26 protein-coding genes are annotated in these 22758 nt (G+C 73.1%); 13 read left to right on the top strand and 13 right to left on the bottom strand.

Going from position 1 to position 22758, the window contains the following annotated elements:
- Window positions 1–50 precede the first annotated feature (50 nt).
- The 3 genes from O2W15_RS20395 to O2W15_RS20405 form a co-directional block, all read right to left on the bottom strand.
- Window positions 51–842: an ABC transporter ATP-binding protein gene (locus O2W15_RS20395; protein ID WP_269180732.1), complete on the bottom strand. Its 792-nt coding sequence runs from the start codon at window positions 840–842 to the stop codon at window positions 51–53.
- Between the two features lie 9 nt (window positions 843–851).
- A complete protein-coding gene (locus tag O2W15_RS20400) occupies window positions 852–1727 on the bottom strand; it encodes an ABC transporter permease (RefSeq protein ID WP_269180733.1) in 876 nt (291 codons plus the stop codon).
- 62 nt (window positions 1728–1789) lie between these two features.
- Window positions 1790–2761, bottom strand: coding sequence for an ABC transporter substrate-binding protein (locus O2W15_RS20405; protein ID WP_269180734.1), 972 nt, complete (start codon window positions 2759–2761; stop codon window positions 1790–1792).
- Between the two features lie 275 nt (window positions 2762–3036).
- Here O2W15_RS20405 and O2W15_RS20410 point away from each other — a divergent pair, with 275 nt between their 5' ends.
- The 6 genes from O2W15_RS20410 to O2W15_RS20435 all read left to right on the top strand — a co-directional run bounded on the left by O2W15_RS20410 (window position 3037) and on the right by O2W15_RS20435 (window position 9734).
- Entirely contained in the window at window positions 3037–4530 is a 1494-nt protein-coding gene (locus tag O2W15_RS20410; RefSeq protein WP_269180735.1) for a DUF4407 domain-containing protein, read from the top strand.
- A 137-nt stretch (window positions 4531–4667) separates the two neighbouring features.
- Window positions 4668–5267, top strand: coding sequence for a sigma-70 family RNA polymerase sigma factor (locus O2W15_RS20415; RefSeq protein ID WP_269180736.1), 600 nt, complete (start codon window positions 4668–4670; stop codon window positions 5265–5267).
- A gap of 22 nt (window positions 5268–5289) precedes the next feature.
- Entirely contained in the window at window positions 5290–6303 is a 1014-nt protein-coding gene (locus O2W15_RS20420; protein ID WP_269180737.1) for an LLM class flavin-dependent oxidoreductase, read from the top strand.
- Window positions 6304–6391: 88 nt separating this feature from the next.
- Window positions 6392–8143, top strand: a complete 1752-nt coding sequence (locus tag O2W15_RS20425) for a putative bifunctional diguanylate cyclase/phosphodiesterase (RefSeq protein ID WP_269180738.1) — start codon at window positions 6392–6394, stop codon at window positions 8141–8143.
- Window positions 8144–8220: 77 nt separating this feature from the next.
- Window positions 8221–9108, top strand: a complete 888-nt coding sequence (locus O2W15_RS20430) for an NmrA family NAD(P)-binding protein (protein WP_269180739.1) — start codon at window positions 8221–8223, stop codon at window positions 9106–9108.
- Complete coding sequence (locus tag O2W15_RS20435) at window positions 9105–9734, top strand: TetR/AcrR family transcriptional regulator (RefSeq protein ID WP_269180740.1); 630 nt, start codon at window positions 9105–9107, stop codon at window positions 9732–9734. Before O2W15_RS20430 ends, O2W15_RS20435 begins: the two co-directional genes overlap by 4 nt.
- Window positions 9735–9740: 6 nt before the next feature.
- Here the strand turns inward: O2W15_RS20435 and O2W15_RS20440 are convergent, their stop codons facing one another.
- Window positions 9741–9935, bottom strand: a complete 195-nt coding sequence (locus O2W15_RS20440; protein WP_269180741.1) for a hypothetical protein — start codon at window positions 9933–9935, stop codon at window positions 9741–9743.
- 101 nt (window positions 9936–10036) lie between these two features.
- Between O2W15_RS20440 and O2W15_RS20445 the strand changes: the two genes are divergently transcribed.
- A complete protein-coding gene (locus O2W15_RS20445; RefSeq protein WP_269163676.1) occupies window positions 10037–10570 on the top strand; it encodes an NUDIX hydrolase family protein in 534 nt (177 codons plus the stop codon).
- A 5-nt stretch (window positions 10571–10575) separates the two neighbouring features.
- On the opposite strand, the gene O2W15_RS20450 is transcribed toward O2W15_RS20445, so the two are convergent.
- Entirely contained in the window at window positions 10576–11349 is a 774-nt protein-coding gene (locus O2W15_RS20450) for a thioesterase family protein (RefSeq protein WP_269180742.1), read from the bottom strand.
- Window positions 11350–11415: 66 nt separating this feature from the next.
- The gene (locus O2W15_RS20455; protein WP_269180743.1) at window positions 11416–12312 is read right to left on the bottom strand and encodes a LysR family transcriptional regulator; all 897 of its coding nucleotides are present in this window, start codon (window positions 12310–12312) and stop codon (window positions 11416–11418) included.
- Between the two features lie 113 nt (window positions 12313–12425).
- Between O2W15_RS20455 and O2W15_RS20460 the strand changes: the two genes are divergently transcribed.
- The 3 genes from O2W15_RS20460 (at window position 12426) to O2W15_RS20470 (ending at window position 16133) form a co-directional block, all read left to right on the top strand.
- Complete coding sequence (locus tag O2W15_RS20460) at window positions 12426–13847, top strand: M20 family metallopeptidase (protein WP_269180744.1); 1422 nt, start codon at window positions 12426–12428, stop codon at window positions 13845–13847.
- Window positions 13844–15145: an MFS transporter gene (locus O2W15_RS20465; protein ID WP_269180745.1), complete on the top strand. Its 1302-nt coding sequence runs from the start codon at window positions 13844–13846 to the stop codon at window positions 15143–15145. Before O2W15_RS20460 ends, O2W15_RS20465 begins: the two co-directional genes overlap by 4 nt.
- Before the next feature lie 127 nt (window positions 15146–15272).
- Window positions 15273–16133 carry an alpha/beta hydrolase gene (locus tag O2W15_RS20470; RefSeq protein ID WP_269180746.1) on the top strand — a complete coding sequence of 287 codons (861 nt, stop codon included), beginning with the start codon at window positions 15273–15275 and terminating at the stop codon, window positions 16131–16133.
- A gap of 28 nt (window positions 16134–16161) precedes the next feature.
- On the opposite strand, the gene O2W15_RS20475 is transcribed toward O2W15_RS20470, so the two are convergent.
- A complete protein-coding gene (locus O2W15_RS20475; protein WP_269180747.1) occupies window positions 16162–17424 on the bottom strand; it encodes an MFS transporter in 1263 nt (420 codons plus the stop codon).
- Between the two features lie 225 nt (window positions 17425–17649).
- Here O2W15_RS20475 and O2W15_RS20480 point away from each other — a divergent pair, with 225 nt between their 5' ends.
- The gene (locus tag O2W15_RS20480) at window positions 17650–17880 is read left to right on the top strand and encodes a ribbon-helix-helix domain-containing protein (protein ID WP_269180748.1); all 231 of its coding nucleotides are present in this window, start codon (window positions 17650–17652) and stop codon (window positions 17878–17880) included.
- Window positions 17867–18214, top strand: a complete 348-nt coding sequence (locus O2W15_RS20485; RefSeq protein ID WP_269180749.1) for a type II toxin-antitoxin system PemK/MazF family toxin — start codon at window positions 17867–17869, stop codon at window positions 18212–18214. Before O2W15_RS20480 ends, O2W15_RS20485 begins: the two co-directional genes overlap by 14 nt.
- Window positions 18215–18437: 223 nt before the next feature.
- Here O2W15_RS20485 and O2W15_RS20490 read toward each other — a convergent pair whose 3' ends face one another.
- The 6 genes from O2W15_RS20490 to O2W15_RS20515 all read right to left on the bottom strand — a co-directional run bounded on the left by O2W15_RS20490 (window position 18438) and on the right by O2W15_RS20515 (window position 22058).
- Window positions 18438–19547 (bottom strand): hypothetical protein, encoded by a 1110-nt coding sequence (locus tag O2W15_RS20490; RefSeq protein ID WP_269180750.1) that lies wholly within the window; start codon window positions 19545–19547, stop codon window positions 18438–18440.
- Window positions 19548–19623: 76 nt separating this feature from the next.
- On the bottom strand, window positions 19624–19884 hold the full coding sequence (locus O2W15_RS20495) for a type II toxin-antitoxin system VapC family toxin (protein ID WP_269180751.1): 261 nt from the start codon (window positions 19882–19884) through the stop codon (window positions 19624–19626).
- 11 nt (window positions 19885–19895) lie between these two features.
- Window positions 19896–20213: a hypothetical protein gene (locus O2W15_RS20500; RefSeq protein ID WP_269180752.1), complete on the bottom strand. Its 318-nt coding sequence runs from the start codon at window positions 20211–20213 to the stop codon at window positions 19896–19898.
- 51 nt (window positions 20214–20264) lie between these two features.
- Window positions 20265–20705, bottom strand: a complete 441-nt coding sequence (locus O2W15_RS20505) for a hypothetical protein (protein ID WP_269180753.1) — start codon at window positions 20703–20705, stop codon at window positions 20265–20267.
- 136 nt (window positions 20706–20841) lie between these two features.
- Window positions 20842–21612, bottom strand: coding sequence for an oxidoreductase (locus O2W15_RS20510; protein ID WP_269180754.1), 771 nt, complete (start codon window positions 21610–21612; stop codon window positions 20842–20844).
- On the bottom strand, window positions 21600–22058 hold the full coding sequence (locus O2W15_RS20515) for an oxidoreductase (RefSeq protein ID WP_269180755.1): 459 nt from the start codon (window positions 22056–22058) through the stop codon (window positions 21600–21602). The genes O2W15_RS20510 and O2W15_RS20515 overlap by 13 nt, the downstream gene beginning before the upstream one ends.
- 153 nt (window positions 22059–22211) lie before the next feature.
- Here O2W15_RS20515 and O2W15_RS20520 point away from each other — a divergent pair, with 153 nt between their 5' ends.
- Window positions 22212–22757, top strand: coding sequence for a GIY-YIG nuclease family protein (locus O2W15_RS20520; protein ID WP_269180756.1), 546 nt, complete (start codon window positions 22212–22214; stop codon window positions 22755–22757).
- The last annotated feature ends 1 nt before the right edge of the window (window position 22758 follow it).

Genomic DNA, 22758 nt, shown 5'->3' on the forward strand with positions numbered 1-22758 from the left:
CCCGCCAGGACCGTGCACTGCCCGCAACGGCGCGGGGCCCCGGCGGGGCGTCAGGCCGGGGCAGGGGCGGCGTGCACCAGCTCGGCGATCTCCCGCTTGACCGCGTTGAAGGCCGGGCTGGTCACGTCGCGGTCGGCCAGGTCGACCGGGACGATCCGGCGGATGGACCCGGGCACGCCGTGCGAGGCGCCTCCGGTCATCACCACGACCCGGTCGGCCAGGTAGACCGCCTCCTCGATCGAGTGGGTCACGAAGACCACCGTCGTCCGGGTGTCGACGTGGATGCGCTTGAGCTCCGCCTGCAGGTCGGCGCGGGTGAGCGCGTCCAGCGCGCCGAACGGCTCGTCCATCAGCAGCAGGGACGGGTCGTTGGCCAGCACCCGGGCGATCGCCACCCGCTGCTGCATGCCGCCGGACAGCTGGGCGGGGTACTTCGCCGCGAACCGGGTCAACCCCACCGCGGCGATGAACCGGTCGGTGACCGCGGCGACCTCCGCCTTGGGCAGCTTCTTGCGGGCCGGGCCGTAGGCGACGTTCTCCCGCACCGACAGCCAGGGGAACAGGCCGTAGTCCTGGAAGACGACGCCGCGGTCGGGGCCGGGGCCGGTGACCGGCGTCCCGCCGACCTCGACGACGCCGCCGCTGGGCCGCTCGAAGCCGGCCAGGATGCGCAGCAGCGTGCTCTTGCCGCAGCCGCTCGCGCCGACCACGGCGACGAACTCACCGGAGGCGATCGTCAGGTCGACGTCGGCCATGGCGGCGACCCCGCCGGCGTAGACCTTGCTCAGGCCGGCGATGCGGACGTCGGCGGTGCGGCCGGCGGAGAGGTGCTCGGTGTCCATCGTCGGCTCCTACTTGATCAGCGGGCGGTCGCGGAACAGGACGCGGAAGAACAGCGTCAACAACCGGTCGGAGAGGAAGCCGGCGACGGCGATGCAGATCATCCCGACGACGATCTGGTCGGTCTGCACGACGTCGCGGGCCAGGAAGATCGTCGAGCCCAGGCCGGTCGGGACGCCGGTGGTCTCGCTGAGCACGAGGATCACCCAGGCCAGTCCGAGACCCACCCGCATGCCGTTGACGATCGCCGGTGCGGCGGCCGGCAGCACCACCCGCAGCAGCGTGCCGACGCCGGAGGTGCCCAGCATCCGGGCGGCCTCCAGCAGCCGCTCGGGCACCTGCCGGGCGCCGCTGATGGTGCCCAGCACGATCGGGAAGAAGGCGGACAGCGTGATCAGGAAGATCGAGGCCTGGTCGCCGTAGCCGATGAGCAGGGCCACCAGCGGCACCCAGGCGGTCGCCGGGATCGGCCGGAACAGGTTGATCATCGGGTCGAACAGCGAGTTCGCGGTGCGGAACCGGCCCATCAGCACGCCGAGCGGCACGGCGATCAGCGTGGCCAGCGCGAAGCCGGACACGACCCGCAGCGCGCTGGCCGGCAGGTCCTCCCAGAGCAGGCTGCTGAAGGCGTCGTCCCGGGTGCCGGCGACGTAGTTGACCAGCCCGGCGGCGACGTCGGCGGGGTAGGGGAGGAAGCCCATCCGGATGCCCAGCGGCAGCTCCCACTCCTGCGCCCGGCCGAGCTGCCAGAGCAGCAGGAACAGCAGCGGGACGGGCAGGCCGAGGAGGACGGTGCGCGCCCGGCCACGGCCTCTCCGGCCAGGGGTGTCCGGGACCGTGGGGGCGGCGGCCGCGACGGGGACGGTCGCGACGTCGGTGGTGGTCATGGGGGTCCTCTCCTCCCGCAGGGCGGGAGGGGCGCCGGCACGTACGCCGGCGCCCCGGGGGCTCAGGCGGACGGGGCGAAGGAGGTGTCGACGAGGTCGGCGGCGGTGGGGGCGGTGTCGATGACGTCGAGCGAGACCATCGCGTCGGCCAGCGCCTCGACCTGGGTCTGGTACTCCTCGCTCAGGTCGGCGCGCAGCCAGAAGTTGTCCAGCGCGGACTCGAACACGTCCTGGTCGCCACCGAACTCGGCGACCATCTCCGGCAGCCACTCGTCGATGTTGTCGGCCATGTACTCGGTGGTCGCTGCGTGCGTGTCGACCACCGCCTGCACCAGCTCGGGGTCCTCCTCGATCAAGGCACCGGTGGTGGTCAGGCCGAGGTTCACCCGACCGATCGGGGTCGCGTAGGGGTCGGTGAGCTCGGTGGCGCCGGCCGCGGTGGCGAGCGAGACGGCGATCTCGGTGCCGAAGAAGGCGTCGATCGAGCCGCTGCCGAGAGCCGAGGCCATCTCCGGTGGAGGCACGGCGATCAGCTCCACGCTGCTCGGGTCGATGCCGTTCTCCTCCAGGATCAGCCGCATCGCGATCTCCGGGGCGCTGCCCTGGATGTAGCCGACCGTCTTCCCGGTCAGGTCGGCGACGGTCTCGATGCCCTCACCGCCGATGAAGCCGAAGCCGCCGTCGGCCGCGGAGGCGACCAGGGTGATGTCGCGGTCCTGCGCGACCGAGGCGATGGTCGCGACGACGCCGGTGATCGAGAAGTCGACGTCGCCGGAGATGACCGCGTCGGTCAGCGAGGGCGCGGTGTCCAGGACGACGACCTCGAACTCGACGCCCTCGGGGGCGTACTCCTCGTAGAGGAACGGGGCGTAGAAGTGCGGCTGGCCGCGCAGGGTCCCGATCGTGACGGTCTCGGTGCCCCCGTCGTCACTGCCGCCGGCCTCGGCGGAGTCGGACGAACAGGCAGCCAGCGCCAGGACGGTGGTGGCTGCGACGGTGCCGGCGATCGCGCGCCGGACGAGCTGGGGGCTCATGGGTCTCCTTCGAGGCCGACGTGGCCGACCGCCGAACGCGGGGCGGCGGGCGGACGGAGAGCGCGCTGTGCGTTCTCGAGGGCGACTTCACCCTCCCCGTGTGCGGCAGCGGTGTCCGAGACGTGACGGTGCCGTTACGTGGTGTCCCGGCGGTCGGAGATGTCTCACAGTCGCTGACCGGTACCGGCTCGGTCGTGGGCGACCGATAGCTCATCTGGTCGTTCTGCGAGAGGAATCCCCGGATGAGGTCCCGCCCCCGTTCTGCCGGTGATCGGTTGGCCGTACTGGCCGGCGCCCGGCTCGATCTGCTGCGGGTCGCCCCCGGCGCCCGTTCCAAGTACGTCGCCCTCGGTGGTGTGCTGGTCAGCACCGGTGCGCTGGCCGCGCTGTCGATGGCGTTCGCCGTGCACATGGCGCTGGGCGCCTGGTGGTGGCTCGCCGTCCTGATCGGTCTGGGCTGGGGGCTGGTGATCCTCAACCTGGACCGGATGCTGTTGGTCGGGATGGGCCACGACTCGTCCTGGTGGCGCAACGTGGGGCTGGCGGTGCCGCGGCTGGCGCTGGCCGTCGTCCTCGGCACGGTCATCTCCACGCCGCTGACGCTGCAGGTGTTCAGCAAGGAGGTCGACGCCACGATCGTGACGCTGCAGGCGGAGGCGGCCGAGCAGTTCACCGACGAGCTGGACGCCGACGCCCGGTACGCGCAGATCCCGGTGCTCACCCAGTCGATCGCCGACGACCAGGCCGTGGTCGCCAGCGGCGGCGCGACCGACCCGAACACCGATCCGCGGGTGGCGGCGGCGCAGGCCGAGCGGGACAGCAAGAAGGCCGTCTACGACGCAGCGTCGGGCCGGTACGACGAGCTGCAGGCCAAGGCGCAGTGCGAGCTCGACGGCACCTGTGGGTCCGGCGACGAGGGCCAGGGCGCGGCGTACTTCGCCGCGTCGGCAGCGGCCGGTCAGCAGGCGGCGGTGCGGGAGACGGCGAAGGCCGAGCTGGACGCCGCAGAGGCGGCGCTGCTGCAGACCCGCACCACGGCCGAGAAGGACGCCGTCGGTGCCGCGGCCCGCAGCGTGGCGCTGGCCAAGGCCGCGCTGGTGACCGACCAGGCCGAACTCAGCCGGCTGACCGACGCGCGACTGGCCGAGCAGGCCGCGTTCGACGCGGAGAACAGCCAGAGCGACGGCATCCTGGCCCGGCTCGAGGCGATCGACCGGCTGTCGGAGGAGCGGCCGATGGCGCACCTGGCTCACGTGATGCTCTTCCTGCTGTTCCTCAGCGTGGAGATCCTCCCGGTGCTGATGAAGACGCTGCTGAACTTCGCCCCGCCGATGGCCTACGACCGGCTGGTGAAGGTGCGCGACGACGAGGAGGTCGAGGCGGAGGAGATCCGGCGCGACGGCCGGCAGCGGGCGCAGCAGGCCCGGGCCGACCTCATCGTGGCGGCCGAGACCGACCGGATCGCCCGGGAGATCCTGGACCGCGACCTCGCCGCCCGCGAGGAGGCAGCCCGGGCGGCCGAGCGCAAGGCCCGCCGCAAGGAGGCCCGTTCGCTGCGCGGCCTGCTGCGGCGGATCGCACCCGGCCGCGGCGGCGCCCAGCCGGAGGTCTTCGAGCCGACCCTGGAGCCGATCGAGCCGACGCTGGACACCGGCGAGCTCGAGGCGATGATGGCCGCGCCGTCGGGCGTGAGCCTGTTCGGGACGACGGCGGTGCCGGCGCCCCGGCCGGCCGCCGAGCTGCTGCAGCCGGTGACCGAGGACCGCTGATCCCTCCTGCTCCACCTGACCGCCGATCCGGGTCCGCCCGGGTCGGCGGTCTGCGTCTCCCGGGCGGGTGACCGCGCTCACTCCTTCGGGGGAAGGACGGTTTGGGCGATCATGTTGTGCACCATTCATCGGGGGTGATGAACAGCGTCGTTCCCGCGCCCGGCCGCACCGCCCCGGCCTCCATCGCCGACCTGCTGGACCAGTACACCGCCCCGGCGCTGGCGCTTGCCCGGCGGATCCTGGTCGACGAGCGGCTCGCCGAGGACGTCGTCCAGGAGGCCTTCGTCGCCTACTGGCGCGACCCGGCCGCGTTCGACGGGGCCCGGGGCTCGTTCCGCTCCTGGTTCCTGGCGCTGGTGCACCACAAGGCGGTGGACGCCGTCCGGCACGAGTCCTCGCAGCAGCGTCGGCTGGACGCGGTGGCGGAGCGGTTCCGGGACGAGTCCCCGCTCGACGTCGCCGAGCTGGTCGCCGGCCGGATGGCCGACGCCCGGGTGCGCACGGCCCTGGCGGAGCTGCCCGCGGTGCAGCGTGAGGCGCTGGTGCTGGCCTACTGGGGTGGCTACACGCAGCGGGAGATCGCCCAGTGCACCGGCGCTCCGCTGGGCACGGTGAAGACCCGGATGATGGTCGGCATGCGGCGGCTGCAGAACGGGCTGACCGCCGTCGTCCCGGGGCTGGCGGTCCGGCCCGGCACCCCGCCGGTCGCCACCGCACCGCGGCCGGTCGACCGCTGACCCGGTCTGATCTGATCGCGCCATGCCGTCGCCCGGGGTGCCGTTGGAGAAGCTGGGTTTCCTGACCATCGGCCTGTTCGACGAGGCCGACCCACGCGGCGGGCACGAGTCGACGCTGCGGGTGATCGAGCTGGGGGAGCACCTGGGCTTCGACAGCGCGTGGCTGCGCAACCGGCACCTGCAGTACGGCATCTCCTCCCCGGTCGCGGTGCTGGCGGCGGCCACCCAGCGAACGTCCCGGATCGAGCTGGGGACGGCGGTGATCCCGCTGGCGTGGGAGAACCCGCTGCGGCTGGCCGAGGACCTCGCGACGGTCGACGTGCTCAGCGGCGGCCGGCTGAACCCCGGGTTCTCCGTCGGCCCGCCGATGCACTGGGACGACGTCCGGGCCGCGCTGTACCCCGACACCGCCGCCGTCGAGGACTTCACCTACGAGCGGGTGGCCCGGCTGCTCCGCTTCGTCGAGGGCGCGCCGGCGTCGTCCTTCGCCGGCCGGGAGGGCGTGGTGGAGGAGTGGTCGGACCGGGTGCAGCCGCACTCGCCGGGGCTGCGGTCGAGGCTCTGGTACGGCGGCGCGTCGCTGCGGTCGGCGGCCTGGGCAGGGGAGAACGGGTTGAACTTCCTGACCTCGTCGGTGGTGAAGGCGGAGTCCTCCGAGGACTTCGCCACCGAGCAGGCAGGCCAGCTGCAGGCCTTCAAGGCCGCGCACCCGGCCGGGCGGGTGTCGCAGGGCCTGGTCGTCATCCCGACCGACTCGGCGACCCCGGAGCAGCGGGAGAGGTACGCCGCCTACGTCGAGGCCCGGCTGCCGCGGACGGCGACCCCGCAGGGCCCGGCCCGGCTGATGTTCGCCCCCGACCTGGTCGGGACGTCGGAGCAGATCGCCGAGCAGCTGTACGCCCACGCCGGCTTCCGGGAGGTGACCGAGGTGGTCTTCGCGCTGCCGTTCAGCTTCGAGCACGACGACTACGTGCAGATCCTCACCGACATGGCTGAGCACCTCGGCCCGGCGCTGGGCTGGTCGCCGACCGCCTGACCGTCGCCTCTCACTCGCGGGAGGGGAATCGGGGGCTTCCCGGGCGTGATTCGCTGAAGTTCCGGAACCCGGCGTTCGATCACCTTGCATGCGGATCGGTCGGATGGCGCCTGAGCTGGCCACCCCCCGCGTGGTGGCCCGGACCGCCGGGCTGCTGACCGCGGTCGGCGGGCTGGCGGCGGTCGCCCTGGTGCTGGGCACCCCGGGCGGGCTGGCCGTCTACGACCCCGCCGTCCTCACCCTCGCGCCGGTCACCACGGTGCTCGGCCTCGCGGTCATGCGCTGGGGCAGCCGGGTGCCGATGGCCTCCTACCGCTGGTTGCTGGCCCTGGGGTCGGCCGGCATCGGGGTGTTCGCGATGGCCTCGCCGTCGGCCACCGGCGCGGTGGCCGTGCTGGCGCTGATGGCGTTCGCGTCGATGAACTCCTTCCTCTTCTTCCCGCTGGTGTGGGCCGTCGGCTTCCTGGGCGAGCTGCTGGTCATCGGCACGATCGTGGTGGTGCTGCGCGGTGACGTGCCGGCCGGACCTGCCGCCGTCCTCGGCCTGCTCGTGCTCGGCTCGGCCGGGGCCATCGGCGTCCTGGCGCGCCGGGCGGCCAGCGCCCAGGAGGACGCGCTGACCGGGCTGGTGAACCGGCGGGGGTTCGACGAGGCACTGGACGTCGCGGTGCGCGGTGCGCTGCGCGTCGGTGAGCCGCTGTCGGCGGCGCTGTTCGACCTGGACCACTTCAAGGCGGTCAACGACTCGCGCGGGCACGCGGCCGGTGACGAACTGCTGCGGACGGTGGCGGCCACCTGGGCACCGATGCTGCCGCTCGGCGCCGTCCTCGCCCGGCACGGTGGCGACGAGTTCTCCCTGCTGCTGCCCGGGCTGGACGGCGAGGCGGCCCTGGCCGCCGCGGAGCGGCTGCGTGCTGCGCTGCCCCGGATCGGCACGTCCGTCGGGGTGGCGGCGATGGAGCCGGAGGACTCGCCGGCCGCGCTGATGCGGCGGGCGGACTCGGCGCTGTACCGGGTCAAGTCGCTGGGCCGCGGGCGCAGCGAGCTGGACGCCGGCGGCCGGAGCCCGCTGGGCAGGGACCTGGCGGCCGCGCTGGTCGACCCCGTCGGCGGCGGGCTGTCCGTGCACTTCCAGCCGATCGTGACCCTGGCGGACGGCGAGGTGGCCGGCGTCGAAGCGCTGGTGCGCTGGACCCATCGCGAGCGCGGGCCGGTGACCCCGATGGAGTTCGTCCCGGTCGCCGAGCGGGAGGGGTTGATCGGGGAGCTGGGTGCGGTCGTCTGGGCGGCGGCGTGCCGGGACGCGCGGACCCTGTGCGCGGCGACCGGCCGACGGCTGTTCCTGACAGTCAACGTGTCCGGCCTGGAGCTGGACGACGAGGCGTTCCCGGCCCGGGTGCTCGCCACGCTGGCCGAGACCGGCTGGCCGGCCGAGCGGACCGTAGTGGAGGTGACCGAGAGCCTGGTCGAGGCGGAGTCGACCCGCTCGGTGCGCGCGCTGCACGTGCTGCGGGAGCACGGGCTGCAGGTCGCCATCGACGACTTCGGCACCGGCTACTCGGCGCTGGCCCGGCTGGACACGCTGCCCACCGACTACCTGAAGCTGGACAACTCGTTCGTCTCCACGATCACCACGTCCAGCCGGCGCGGCCGGCTGCTGCGCAGCGTGATGGCGCTGGCCGACGCGCTGGAGCTGATCTTGGTCGCCGAGGGCGTGGAGACGGTCGAGCAGGCCCGGGCGCTCACCGAGCTGGGCTGTCCACTGGCGCAGGGGTGGCTGTTCGGCCGGCCGCAGCCGGTGGCGGAGCTGATCGCGGCGCTGCGGCCGGTGGCGGCCTGACCGGGCCGGGGAGGCACGGTCTACTGTCGATCACAAAGCGGACAACCTGATCCGCTTCCTTGGTCGAGGAGACCCGCATGACCACAGTCCTGCTCGCCGGCGCCAGTGGTGACCTCGGTGCCCGCACGATCCGGGCCCTGGTCGCGAAGGGGGCCGACGTCCGGGCGCTGGTCCGCATCGGCGCCGGCCCGGAGAAGACCGCGCGGCTGGCCGGGCTCGGCGCCACCGTCGTCGAGACCGACCACGACGAGCCGGCCGACCTGCGGCGGGTGGCCGAGGGGGCCGACGTCGTCCTCTCCACCCTCAACGGGCTGCGGGACGTGATGGTCGGCGTGCAGACCCGGCTGCTGGAGGCCGCGGTGGCCGCCGGCGTCCCGCGGTTCATCCCCTCGGACTTCTCCGCCGACTACCGGCGCGTGGCCCCCGGGTCCAACCGGAACTTCGAGCTCCGCCGCGACTTCGCCCGAGTGCTCGACCGTGCCCCGATCCGGGGGACGTCGGTGCTCAACGGCGCCTTCGCCGACCTGCTCACCGGCCAGGCGCCGATCGTGCTGTCCGGCCGGGACCGGGTCCTGTACTGGGGCGACGCCGACCAGCCGCTGGACTTCACCACCAAGGACGACACCGCGGCGTTCACCGCGGACGCCGCCCTGGACGACGCCGCCCCGCGGTACCTGGAGGTCGCCGGCGACACCGTCACCGCGCGGCAGCTGGCCGCGACGATGACCGAGCTGACCGGGCGGCGGTTCCGGGCGACCTGGGCCGGCACGCCCGGTCTGATCGCCGGGATGGCCAAGGTGGGTCGTGCGGTGTCCCGGGACGACGAGGCGCCCTTCCCGGTGTGGCAGGGGATGCAGTACCTGCACAGCATGTTCAGCGGGGATGCCGAGCTCGGGCCGCTGGACAACGACCGCTACGGTCCGCGGGACTGGACGACGGCACGGGAGGTGCTCGCCGCGCGATGACCGAGTCGCCGCCGCTGCGCCGGGACGCCGCGCGCAACCGGGAGCGCGTCCTCGCCGCCGCGCGGCGGCTGTTCGCCGAGACCGGCCGGGCCGTCACGCACAACGAGGTGGCACGGGCCGCCGACGTCGGCGTGGGCACGGTCTACCGGCGCTTCCCGACCCGCGAGGACCTGATGCTGGCCCTGTTCGAGGACCAGCTCGCCCTCGTCGGCCGGCTCGCCGACGAGGCGCTCGCGGCCGACGACCCGGGCGAGGGCCTGCGCCGGTTCCTGGTGCAGGTGGTCGAGCTGCAGGCCGGCGACCGGGGGCTGCAGGAGTTCATGCTCGGGCCGCAGGCGCGGGCCAGGGCCGGGGCGGCGACGTCCCGGATCGCACCGGTGGTCGGGGCGCTGCTGGACCGGGCGAAGGAGCGCGGGCAGGTGCGGCCGGAGGTGACCGCGCTGGACGTCGCGCTGATCCCGGTGATGGTCGGCGCGGTCACCACCCGGTCGCGGGACGTCGCCCCGGAGATCTGGCGGCGGGTGGTGACGATCGCGCTGGACGGCCTGCGCCCGACCGACGGCGAGCTGCCCGGGCCGCCGCTGACGCCGGCGCAGTTCGAGGAGGTTGTCAGCCGGGAGCGCTGAGCCTGCTCAGGTGACGGGCTCGGCGATCCAGTGGCCGGTGTGCGCGAAGTCCGTGGTGGCCGGGTGCTGGCAGGTGGGGCACGGCTCGGTGGTCAGGGTGCCCTCCTCGGTCAGCCGCTTGCGGAGTCGACGCATCGAGGTCTCGCCGCCGGTCAGGTCGGCAAGCCAGCTGTTGAGCGCGTCGTCGGATCGGGTGCTCATGCAATCGGTTCTCGGCAGTCCGCGCCTCGGCCGTGACCGTGCGACGCGCCACGGGAGCCCGCCGCACCGCGGCCGGAACCTCATCGGTTAGACAGTGACCCATGACCGAGGCGACGACGAAGAACGACGCTGGCTGGCTCTCCGGTGAGGAGATGGACGCCGCGCGCGAGCGGTTGCCCATCCTCTACATCGACGCGGTGCCGGTGCGGGTTGACGACCAGGGCGTGGTGACCTCGGTCGGTCTGCTGCTGCGGGCCGGCAGCGACGGGCTGGTCAAGCGGGCGCTGGTGTCCGGCCGGGTGCTGTACCACGAGCGGGTGCGCTCGGCGCTGCTCCGGCACCTGGAGAAGGACCTCGGGCCGCTCGCGCTGCCCCGGGTGCCGCCCGCGCCGCAGCCGTTCACCATCGCCGAGTACTTCCCGACGCCGGGGGTGACGCCGTTCCACGACCCGCGGCAGCACGCGGTGTCGTTGGCCTACGTCGTCCCGGTCGAGGGCGACTGCGCACCGCAGCAGGACGCGCTGGAGCTGACCTGGTTCACCCCGCAGGAGGCCCGGGAGCCCGCGCTGCTGGCCGAGCTGGCGAACGGGCAGAGCCACCTGCTGCTCCAGGCCCTGGCGCACCTCGGCGTCTGATCGGGTCAGCGTTCGCGGACGAGCAGCGGCTGGGAGACCTGGCCGACCTCGCCGGCGGCGTCGGACAACGTGCCGAGGCACAGCCCGATGCCGTCGGCGGCGATCGAGCTGCGGGCGGACAGGTGCACCCACTCGCCGTCCGGCTCGCGGGTCAGGTGGGTGGTCATGCCCGGCGGGATGGACAGCCAGCTGCTGATCGGCAGCTCGGCGGAGAGGCCGTTGGCGGCGTCGGCGGCGACCAGCGTGCGGTCCAGGGCGGTGAGCTCCTGACCGGCGATCAGCGGGACCAGGACCCGGGTCCAGACGTCGGCCGGGCCGGTCTCGTCCGGTGAGCCGGCGGTGTAGCGCCAGTCGAGGGCCTGCCCGAAGCCCCAGTCGGGCAGGTGCGGCAGGAAGTGGCTGGACACCTCGGGGACGGCAGGTGGCGGGGTCAGCTCGGTGACCACCGGCGGCGTCGGGCCGGTGGCGATCGACCAGACCCGGGCGACGGCGACGGTGCGGCCCTCGACGGTCATCGCGGCCTCGGTGAGGTCGATTCGCCGGCCCGGGCGGACGGGGGAGACCTCGACGGTCAGCTCGCGGCGGGGGATGGCGCCGAAGAAGTCGACGCTGACCCGCGCCGCCCGCAAGTGCTCACCCGCGGCGCTGGTCGCCAGGTGCGCCAGCAGCGCGGACGGCGGCCCGCCGTGCTGGGCGCTGGTCTCCCACGGGCTCTCGGTGGCCCGAGTGGGGGAGAAGCGGTTGTCACCGAGCGGCAGGTAGAAGGCCTCGAGGTCCACGCCCGGCAGTCTCTCCCACGCCTCCTGAGGGGCCGCAGTCGCGACTTCGGCCCCTGGGGCGCCGGCTCAGCCGCCGGCCGTGCGCAGCGCGGCGATCAGGTCGTCGGCGACCCGGGTGACGGCGGACGGCAGCTGCCGACCGACCTGCGCCTGCAGCTGCAGCGTGCGCCGGGCCAGCTCGGCGCCCTCCAGCGGGATGGCGACCAGTCCGTCGAGGTGCTGGGGCAGTGACACCCGCCCCAGTACGGCGACCGCGCCGGACTCCCGGACGAACCGCAGCACGGCGTCGGTGACGTCGCAGGTGAAGACCGGCTCCAGCACGCAGCCGGCGGCGGCGCAGGCGAGGTCCATCAGCGCCCGGTTGGTGGTGGCGGTCGAGGGGAGCGCGAGCGGCAGGCCGACCAGCTCGGGCAGCGCCATCGTCGTCCGCGCAGTGAGGGGGGAGTCGCTGCGGACGACGAGCGTCAGCGGCGCCGGCTGGGCGTGCAGCACGCGCACCTGCGGGTCGGCGCCGAGGGTGAAGGTGAGCCCGAGGTCGGCGGTGCCCGCGCGGACCAGCTGGGTGACCGCGGTCGGGCCGGCGGCGGTGAGCACGAACCGGACGTCGGGGGAGGAGTTCCGGTGGGCGGCCAGCACGCGCGGGAGCAGGTCGTGCAGCGGGCCGTCGCAGGAGGCGAGAGTGACCTGCGGGCCGGCGTCGCGGTGGTCGCGGACGTCGTCGAGCAGCGTCCCCGCCTCGGCGATGGCCCGCCGGGCGTACTCGGCGAACGTGTGCCCGGCCGCCGTCGGCACCACCCCGGTGGCCTGCCGCTCGAACAGCGGCGTGCCCAGCTCCCGCTCCAGCCGGGTCAGCTGCCGGCTCACCGCCGAGCCGGCCACGTACAGCCGCCGGGCCGCCTCGTTGATCGAGCCGGTGGTGTACACGGCGAGGACGTAGGTCAGCGCCGGATCGACCAGAGGCACCCGGCGAGGTTAGCGCCGCGGCCGCAGCGTTGCCGCTACGGCAATGGCGCTGTTCCCCTATCGACACCCACAGTGGCCTTGTTCACACGCTCGGTGCAGGTCACGGTCCTCTCATGTCCCGAGACGCATCCCTGGCCGGCGCGGTCGCCGTCTACGACTCCGGTGAGTTCCTGGCCCAGCTGCGTCGCCGGGTGGCCCACCCCTCGGAGAGCGCGTTCCCCGAGCGGGAGGGCGCGCTGCGCGCCTACCTCGACGAGGAGATCGTGCCGGCGGTCGAGGCGATGGGCTTCGAGGCCCGGATCGTGGAGAACCCGGTGTCTCCGCGCCACCGGTTCCTGGTCGCCACCCGGGTCGAGGACGACGCGCTGCCCACCGTGCTCACCTACGGCCACGGCGACGTGCAGCCGGCGCACGCCGAGCAGTGGCGGGACGACCTGGACCCCTGGCAGGTCACCGTGGACGGCGAGCGCTGGTACGGCCGCGGGGTGGCCGACAACAAGGGCCAGCACACCGTCAACCTGGTCGCGCTGGAGCAGGTTCTCGCTGCCCGCGGCGGCCGGCTGGGCTACAACGTCACGTTGTTGCTGGACATGGGGGAGGAGTTCGGTTCCCCGGGCCTGGCCGAGCTGTGCGCGCGGGAGCGGGAGCTGCTGACTGCTGACCTGCTGATCGGCTCCGACGGGCCGCGGGTGGCCGCCGACCGGCCGACCGTCTTCCTGGGCACCCGCGGGTCGGTGAACCTGACACTGCGGGTGCACTCCCGCGACGAGGGGCAGCACTCGGGCAACTGGGGTGGCGTGCTGGTCAACCCGGCGGTCCGGGTGGCGCACGCGCTGGCCGCCCTGGTCGACGCGCACGGCCGGCTGCTGGTCGAGGCGCTGCGACCGGACGGCATCCCGGAGCCGGTGCGGCGGGCGCTGGCCGACATCGCGGTGGACCAGGGGCCGGACAGCCCCCGGCTGGACTCCGACTGGGGCGAACCGGGGCTGACCCCGAGCGAGCGGTTGTTCGGCTGGAACACCCTGGAGGTGCTGGCGATGAAGGCCGGCGACCCGGACGGGCCGGTCAACGCGATCCCGCCGTCGGCCCGGGCACACTGCCAGCTGCGCTGCGTCGTCGGCATCGACGTCGACGGTGTGGGCGACGCCGTCCGGGCGCACCTGGTCGACCGCGGCTTCGCCGACGTCGAGGTCGAGGTCGAGCACACCATGGCGCCGACCCGGCTGGACCCGCAGGACCCCTGGGTGTCCTGGACGCTGGCCAGCCTGGAGCGGAGCACCGGCCTGCGCCCGGCGCTGCTGCCCAACCTGGGCGGCTCGCTGCCGAACAACCCCTTCGTCGAGGTCCTCGGCCTGCCCACGGTGTGGGTGCCGCACTCCTACCCGGGGTGCGCGCAGCACGCGCCCGACGAGCACCTGCCCGCGCCGCTGGTACGCGAGTCGCTGCAGGTGATGGCCGGGTTGTGGTGGGACCTCGGCGAGCTGACCTGCTGGCCACCTGCATCTCCCGACGAGGACGGAACGAGCGCCCGATGACCGCACCGAGCCCTGCAGCGCCCAGCCCCGCACCGGCGAAGCCGGCACCGAGCGCGCGGCGGGTGATCACCGCGGCGTGCGTCGGCAATGCCCTCGAGTGGTACGACATCGCCGTCTACAGCTACTTCGCCGTCTACATCTCCCGGGCGTTCTTCGACAACAGCGATCCGGCGGTCGGGCTGCTGCTCGCGTTGGGGACGTTCGCGGTGTCGTTCCTCATCCGCCCGATCGGGGCGATGGTGCTCGGCAGCTACGCGGACCGGGCCGGACGGACGCCGGCGCTGTCACTGTCGCTGGGTCTGATGGTGCTCGGCACGCTGATCATCTGCATCATGCCGACGTACGCGTCGATCGGCGTGCTCGCCTCCGTGGGCATCCTGGTGGCGCGGCTGATCCAGGGCTTCGCCGCCGGCGGGGAGTTTGGCAGCGCGACGGCGATGATGGTCGAGCACCTGCCGGGACGGCGCGGGTTCGCGGCGAGCTGGCAGTTCACCAGCCAGGCGGCGAGTGCGCTGATCGCGGCCGTGCTGGGGACCGTGCTGACCACGACGATGAGCGAGGAGACGCTCAACTCGTGGGGCTTCCGCATCCCGTTCATCGTCGGGCTGCTCGTGGGCCCGGTGGGCATCTACATCCGCCGGCACGTCCCCGAGGCGGAGCCGACGGCCGAGGCGCTCGCCGACACCCGACGGAAGACGCCGGTGCGGGAGGTGCTGCTCGGGCACAAGGTGGCGGTGCTGCTGACCATCGGCGCGCTGGCGGTGACCACCTGCCTGAACTACATGATCACCTACATCCCCACCTACGCGATCAACACGCTGGAGCTGCCGTCGTCGTCCGGGTTCATCGCGACGGTGGCGGGTGCGGTGGTGCTGCTGATCGTGACGCCGCTGGCGGGGCACCTGTCCGACCGGTGGGGCCCGGTGCCGCTGATGCTGCCGGCGGCCGCCGCGGTGCTGGTGCTCATCTACCCGATGTTCGCGTTCATGGTGGCCGCGCCCGGGGTGGGCGTGCTTGTGCTGGTCGTCGGCGCGATGGCGCTGCTCAAGGGCACCTACTTCGGGCCGCTGGGCGGGCTGATGGCCGGCCTGTTCCCGTCCCGGGTGCGGGCCACCGGGATGGCGGTGGGCTACAACATCGGCGTCGCGATCTTCGGTGGGTTCACCCCGCTGGTGGCGCAGTGGCTGCTCGGGTCGACCGGGATCGACGCCGCCCCTGCCTTCTGGGTGATGGTCGCCGCGGTGGCCAGCATCTCCAGCCTGGTGGTCTGCCGGAAGCGCGTGCCGCTGCGCGGCTGACGGCGCCGGCCGGTGCAGTGCCCGGCGGGAGCGTGGACGAGCGCGCTCCCGGCCGGGTGCAGGCTGTCGCTGCAGACACGGCGGGTCGGCCGACCGCGTCGTCCCCGATGTCGGAGGAGCACCGCCCATGAGCTTGTACCGAGACTTCGCGACGGTCGAGGAACTGACCGCCCAGTACGACATCGAGGCCACCGTGCCCGACTTCGGCGCCTACGCCACCGACTTCGTGGCCCGCAGCGCGGCGACCCGCGAGGCGCTGGGCGGCACGCTCGACGTGCGCTACGGCGCGACGCTCACCGAGACCTACGACGTGTTCCCGGGCGCCGGCGAGGGACTCTCCCCGGCGCTGTACTTCGTGCACGGCGGGTTCTGGAAGGCGACGGACTCCAAGGTCTGGAGCTACGTCGCCGACGGCATGGCCCCGCACGGGGTGGTGACGGTGGTGGAGAGCTACACGCTGGCGCCGGCGGTGTCGGTCGCGGAGATCACCCGGCAGCACCGGGCGGCGTTCGCCCACCTGTACCGCAACGCCGAGGAGTTCGGCGTAGACCGGTCGAAGATCGTGGTCGCCGGGCACTCGGCCGGCGGCCACGCCGTCGGGGCGCTGCTGGCCACCGACTGGGCAGGGGAGTACGGGCTGCCGGCGCAGCCGTTCGCCGGTGCGCTGCCGTTCAGCGCTGTGATGGACCTCCGTCCGCTGGTGCACTCGTTCGTGCAGCCCTGGCTCAACCTCAGCCCCGGGGACGCCGCAGCCCTCTCCCCGCAGCTGCACCTGCCCACCGCCGTGCCGCCGACCCTTGCGGTGGTCGGCACCCGGGAGACCGAGGAGTTCGAGCGCCAGTCGCGGGACTGGGCGGCCGCCTGTCAGGCCGCCGGGTTGGACGTGGAGTTCCGCACGCTGGAGCGCAACCACTTCGACATCCTCGACGACCTCGCTGACCCGGACGGTGAGCTGGCCCGGGCGGTCCTCGGCTTCCTGGGCCGCTGACCCGCGGTCCCCGCCGGGGCGCTGGTGCTCAGGCGGGGACTGGCTCCAGCTCCCGCTCCCGCTCCGGCTGCTGGTCGACGCGGGGTGTGGCGGCGATGTGGGCGAGTGCGGCGGCGACCACGATCGCGGCGGCGACGGCGGGCAGGACGAGCGCGGTGGCGGCGCCGAGCCGGTCGACGACGACGCCGGTGACGGCGGAGGAGACCGCCTGTCCGACGACGACGGCGGACCCGAGAAGCGTCATGGTGGTCGCCGAGCGGCCGAGCGGGCTGAACCTGGCGGCGAGGCTGTACTGGCTGACCAGCGTCGGCCCGATTCCACAGCCGAGGACGGCGAGGGCGACGATCAGCGTCAGCTCCGACCGGGCGGTGGCGTAGGCGATCGCGGCGGCGAGCATCAGCGACCCGAACACCAGCCACCGCGCCCGCAGGCTGAACCGCTCGGGGAAGACGGCCGACCCGAGCGCCAGCGCGGCCGAGCCGATGCCCATGACGCCGTAGAGCAGCCCGGCCCGGTCGCCGCTGCCGTCGGCGGCGAGGAAGCCGGTGAGCGAGGTGAGGGTGGCGCCGAAGAAGAGGCCGATGCCGAGTGTGCCGGTCACCACGGTGACCAGCGGGAAGCGGGCGAGCTCCCGGGCGGGCGCCTGCTCGTGGCGGGCGTCCTGCGCGCCGGGGTGCAGCCGCCCGGTCGGGTGCAGCGCGAACCAGGTGACGAAGACGAACGTCAGCGCCGAGGCGCCGGCGATGGCCAGCCAGGGGGCGACGGCGGTGGCGAGCAACCCGACCAGGAAGGGGCCGACGATGAAGACGGTCTCGTCGGCGGCGGACTCGTAGGCCATCGTCCCGTTCAGCACCCGCTCACGCTGGTTGCGCTGGACCGAGCGCCTGATGATGGCGACCAGCCGGGTGCGCGACATCGGGGCGATCTGCGGCGCCGACGCCCCGATCAGCACCGACATGGCGAGCAGGGCGAGGGCCGGGGTGCTGCTGGCGACGACGAACGGGAAGGCGCCGAGCAGGGTCGCGTTGACCAGCCCGACGGGGACGAGCACCCGGCGCTGGCCGAGCCGGTCGGCGGCCGCGCCGAGCAGGGGGCCGGCGAGGGCGGTGCCGATGCCGGCGGCGGCGGAGTTGAGCCCACCGAGGGTGACCGAGCCGCGCTCCGCGACGACGAGGGTCAGGACGCCGACCACCATCATCGCAAACGGGAGCCGCGCGATGAAGGCGAGCGGGAAGTAGGAGAGCCCGGCGTGCCGGATGAGCTCGGAGCTGGAAGAGCGCGTGTGGAACATGACCTCTGCTGCGGGTAGGGCGTGCCGCCTTGCTCACACCGGGGACGCCGGCCGCAGGTTGTTACACACGAGTTTCAGGAACTGCACCGACGATAACCGACGCCGCCGCCTCGACGCGTGAGCTGAAGGCGATCCACTACGACCGGGTGGGGTCGGGTACCTCTTGCGACCTCTGTTGGAAACGGTCCTTGCTACCGCATTGCTACCAGCGGTAGCATCTGGTGCATGAAGCTCAGTGTCAGCCTGCCTGCCGACGACGTCGAGCTCATCGATCAGTACGCCCGCGCCTCAGGACTACACGGCCGCTCTGCCGTGATTCAGCATGCCTTGCGACTCTTGCGCGAAGCGGGTCTCGAGCGTGACTACGCCACGGCGTGGGAGGAGTGGGAGACCGCTGGCGAGCAGTCGCTGTGGGACTCCGTTGTGGGCGACGGCGTGACCGATGCGCCGCGGTGAGGTCCGGCTCGTCGACCTGGAGCCGGTGCGTGGCAGCGAGGCGAACAAGCGACGACCGGCCGTGTTGGTGAGCAACGATCGGGCCAATGTCGCGGCCGCCCGTCTGGGCCGTGGCGTGCTGACGGTCGTCCCGGTGACCAGCAACGTCGCTCGGGTGCTTCCCTTTCAGGCGTTGTTGCCCGCGGAGCGGACCGGCCTGACAGCTGATTCGAAGGCGCAGGCCGAACAGATCCGCTCGGTGGCCCTGGAGCGGATCGGTCCGGTGCTCGGTGACGTGCCGCCGGACCTGATGAGCAAGCTCGACGAGGCCATTCGGGTTCACCTACAGCTGTGAGCCAGACGAGGCGAGAACCGACCCGAGTCGGTTACGACTACGGAGCGGTGGTGCCGACCTCCGCGTGAGCGTGCCGGGTCTCACCCCGTGACGGCCAGCAGGTCGGCGAGGAGCACGCGCGAGATGGATCGGCCGCATCAGATCAGGTCGTCGAGTGGCGTCCGGGCGGCGTGCTGGGCCACTGCGTCGAAGGGCGCCTCGCTGCTGCAGCTTCAGGCGTCGGTCAGGCGGTCAACTCGTCGTCCCACCTCCGGACGGCGGTGCGGAAGGCAGGCGCCCACCGGTCGACCGCGTGCAGCGATGCGTCGGTGAGTCCGACGCGCACACCGCGTTCGCCGTGGCCGTACCGGATGAGGTCGCCCAGCAGCTCGGGGGCACGGTCGAGGTCGAGCTCGTCGGAGTCGAGGTCGTGCAGCCTCGGGTCGAGCAGCCGGCCTACGTGGCGAGGTGCCCACAGCAGTGGGTCACCCACGCCGTTGCTCAGGCCGCTGGTGAGGACCCGCTCGACCAGCAGCGGGAGTGCGCCCCGTGTCCAAGGGCGGCCCCAGGGTGAGGCCAGGAACCGCGTGGTGAGCTCGTCGGTGTCGACGTCGTCCGGTCTCCCGGGCACGGTGGCTTCACCTCCGTCGGGGAAGCGGGACAGCATCCACCGCACGATGCAGCGCTGGTTTCGCCACTTCGTGCTGGTTCTCAGGACCTCGTCGAGTCCCACTCCCGTGAACGCAGCGGTGAGCCGGGCGCGGGCGTCCGCCGCATCGATGTCGCGGATGCGGAGATCCGAGTCGTCATCCGTTCTCGGCGAGCGCAGCACCGTCTCGATCGGGTGCTCGAACAGGGCGCCGTCGACGGCTCGGGCGCCCAGCTCGTTGTCGACGCGGACGACGGCGGTGAGCGCATGCCCGCTCGGGATGGTGACGCCCAGGACGACATCGTCCGCCTCGCGGAAGGGGCCGATCAGCTCGACCACCCGGGCGGCCGGGATGGCGAGGTGTAGGTCGGCGAGCCAGCGCGGCACAGCGTGCCCACGGTCGGCGATGTCCCGGCGGACCCATCGGCGCAGGCCTGGGTCGTCGGCCAGCGTGGCGATGGCAAGTGCGCCGGCCGACGTCTCCGGGCGGTCCCAGGCCGTGAGGTGGCGGACGACCTGGGCCGTGCTCCCGGGATCGGCGTCGGGATGGCTGGTGAGGTCGAGCATTGACGAGGCCATGCCGAGCAACGTCCCAGGCGTGGTGGAGTCGAGACCCTCGCTCAGTCCCCGACCCAGGCTCTCCGAGAACTGGGCTCGGAGCTGGTCGGCGCGCGGGGCAACGGTGGGTTCAGCCGTGGTCGTCATGATTCGAACACTAGTTCGACTGTCTGACAGGAACGTCCGGTTGATGGCGGCTGTGCTGCGTCCGCCGCGACCTCGGTCAGCTGGCGACGACGGTGACCGGGCAGGTGGTTCCGGGTGCGCGCGCCAGTCGGGCATCGGCGGTGAGCAGGGCGCAGCCCAGCGCCTCAGTCAGGGCGTCGTAGGCCGAGACGTTTTTCCGGAGTGCCCAGATGCGCGGGAGAAGCGGATGGGCCGGGTGACGGACGAGGGTCAGCGCGGACCATTCGAGGAGGAGGTGTTCGCCGACGCGCGCCTGGAGACGGCCGGCCGAGACCAGCCGGCGGAGGGTCTGGGCCACGTCCGCGTCGATCAGGTGCGGCGCGTGCAGCTGTTCGCGGGCCGCGCTCTCCCGGGCCGATCCATCGCGGAGCAGGGCTGCGACGGCGGCCGAGGCATCGAGGACGACCACCGCTCCGCGCGGCCTGCGTCCACGGCGTCCACGATCTCGTCGAGGCCGACACCGGTGTCCGGCAGGGCCGCCAGCAGGGCCGGGTTGTCCACCCGGCGGCTGACATCGGCCAGCTCCCGGATCGCCACCGCGCTGACCGACGTGCGTTCGCGCTCGGCCAGCCGGGTGAGCCGCTCGACCACCTCGACGGGGACGTTGCGCAGGTACAGGCTCGGCACGCCGCGATAGTCCACCGGGCTGTCGCAATCTGCGAGCAGGTATGTCGGCGTTCACGGTGCCGGCCATGCGGGCCGGGGGAGGAGCGGCAGGGCAGTGCGCCCGTCGTGGACGTGCACGCTGCAGTCGAGACCGTCGCGGCCACGGACGATCGACTCAAACGCGCTGCACCAGGCGGCATCGTCCGGAGTGGGTGTCGCCGGGCCGGGGCGCTCGAGGCACATCGCCAGGTGCAGGTCGGCCGGATCGACGTCCTCGGACTGGGCCACGACGGAGTGCAGCTCGGCGAGGTTGCCGATCGCCACCCGGTCGGGCTCGAGCGGGAGCTCCTCGACCGGGATGAGCAGGTGGACCATCGTGCCGTCGCTCCGCAGCCAGGCGAGGAACAGCCGGCGGCAGGACGGTGGCCCGTCGAGGTGGAGCAGGTCGCGCCACCGATCGGTGAGTTCGGCGTCGTTGGTCACGGGGAGGTCGGAGTGCGGTCGGGTCCTCATGGCGGGGGACTCTGCCGCGCAGCGGCCCCTCGCCGCTCGCGTCGTCCACAGGCCCGGTGCGGGCGTGCGTGACCTGCACCGGGTCACCCTGGAGCCGTGCGGGCGGCCGATGTGGTCACGTCGGCCGCCCGCAGGGTCAGACGCTGACCGGCACCTCGCCGAACTCGGCGATCGGGACGTCGGCCGTGGCGGCCGCGCGCACCTCGGCCGGGGTGGGCGGCAACCCGATGCTCGGGGCGTGGCCGCGGAAGTTCGACAGCCACCACCGCCAGTCCGCCGGCAGCAGGTCGAAGGGGGCCTCCACGCCGAGTTCGCGGGCGGCCCAGACCGGCCAGTGCGGGTTGGACAGCGCCGGGCGGCCGATCATCGCGACGTCGATGAGCTCGGAGCGGATCACCGAGTCGGCGGTCTGCGGGACGCCGAGGTTCCAGCTGGTGGCGACCGGGATGCCCACCTCGCGGCGGACCCTGGTGGCGCGCGGGACGAAGCCGGCGGGCTCGTTTAGGAACGAGGGGTTGACCATCTCGTCGGTGTTGCCGCCCATGGACAGGTCGGCGAGGTCGAGGCCGTGCTCCTTCATCCAGCCGATCGCCTCGATGGAGTCCTCGAACTGCACGCCGCCGGGGTGGAAGTCGTCAGAGCCCAGCCGCATGGTGAGCGGGAGGTGCTCGGGCCAGATCTCCCGGACGGCGTCCAGGGCCTCGAGCAGGAAGCGGGCCCGGTTGCGGTTGCTGCCGCCGTACTCATCGGTGCGCTGGTTGGCGAGCGGGGAAAAGAAGCTGGCGGCGAGGTAGCCGTGCGCGAAGTGCATCTCCAGCCACTCGTAGCCGGCGTCGGCGGCGCGGCGGGCGGCATCGGCGTAGCTGCGGTACAGGCCCTTGATCTCTTCGACCGTCAGCTCGTGCACCGGGAAGGAGTGGTCGCCGGCGGGGATGGCGGAGGGGCCGACGGTCTGCCAGCCGTCCGGGTGGTCCGGCGGGAGGGCCTTCCAGCTGCCCTGGGCGTTGGCTCCTTGTGCGGCGGGACCTCGCTGCCCTTGCGCCCGGTGTGGCCGAGCTGGATGCCCGGGACAGCACCGAAGCGCTTGATGATGCCGGTGACCCGGGCGTGCCCGGCGATCTGGTCGTCGTCCCAGATGCCGGCGCAGGAGGTGGTCGTGCGGCCGTCGGGGGTGATGGCGATCTGCTCGGGGAAGACCAGCCCGAAGCCGCCGGCGGCGCGGGCGCCGAGGTATATGACGTGGTAGTCGTCCATCTGCCCGTCGACCGAGCCGTACATGGTCATCGGCGACATGGCGATGCGGTTGCGCAGCGTCACGCCCTTGAGCGTGAAGGGGGAGAACAGGTCGGGCACGGGCGGTCCCCTCGGAGTCGGTGCCCTCACGACACCTCTCGCTCGCTCCGCTCCGGTTACGAGCGCCGGGGACGTCGGTCAACTTCTCCGCACGGTGCTCTGCGGGGGCCGTGCGGATTGGGTCCGGGGTGTTGCGGGCGTTTGACTGTCGGCATGAACTCCGTGGTCGCCGCGCTGCGTTCGCTCCCTGTGTCGCTGGACGAGGCGCGCGCCGGCGTGCCCGCCGAACCGGGGGTCTACGCGTGGTGGGGGCGGTTCGGTGCGCTGCCCGGCATCTCCGGACCGCGGCACGAGGCCGCTGACCTGCAGCTGCTGTACGTGGGCATCGCGCCGAACGGGGCCGCGTCGAAGGCCACGCTGCGCAGTCGAGTGGTGGGCGACCACATTCGCGGGACGACCGGCTCGTCGACGCTCCGGCGGTCACTGGCCGCGCTGCTCAGCGAGCAGCAGGGTTGGCAGAGCCGATGGACGACCCGGCCGGTGCTGGTCAACCGGGACGAGCTGGCGCTGTCGGAGTGGATGGCGGAGAAGCTGCGGTTGACCTGGGCCGAGCACCCGAAGCCGTGGACGGTGGAAGTCGCGGTGATCACCGAGCTCGAGCCGCCACTCAACCAAGCCGACAACGCCGCTCATCCGCTCTATTCGTACGTGCTGGACGCGCGAAGGCGCTGGCGGGACGCAGCCCGGGGTGACGCGTGAG

Origin of the sequence: Modestobacter sp. VKM Ac-2979 (assembly GCF_026967995.1) — a bacterium.
Classification (GTDB): domain Bacteria; phylum Actinomycetota; class Actinomycetes; order Mycobacteriales; family Geodermatophilaceae; genus Modestobacter.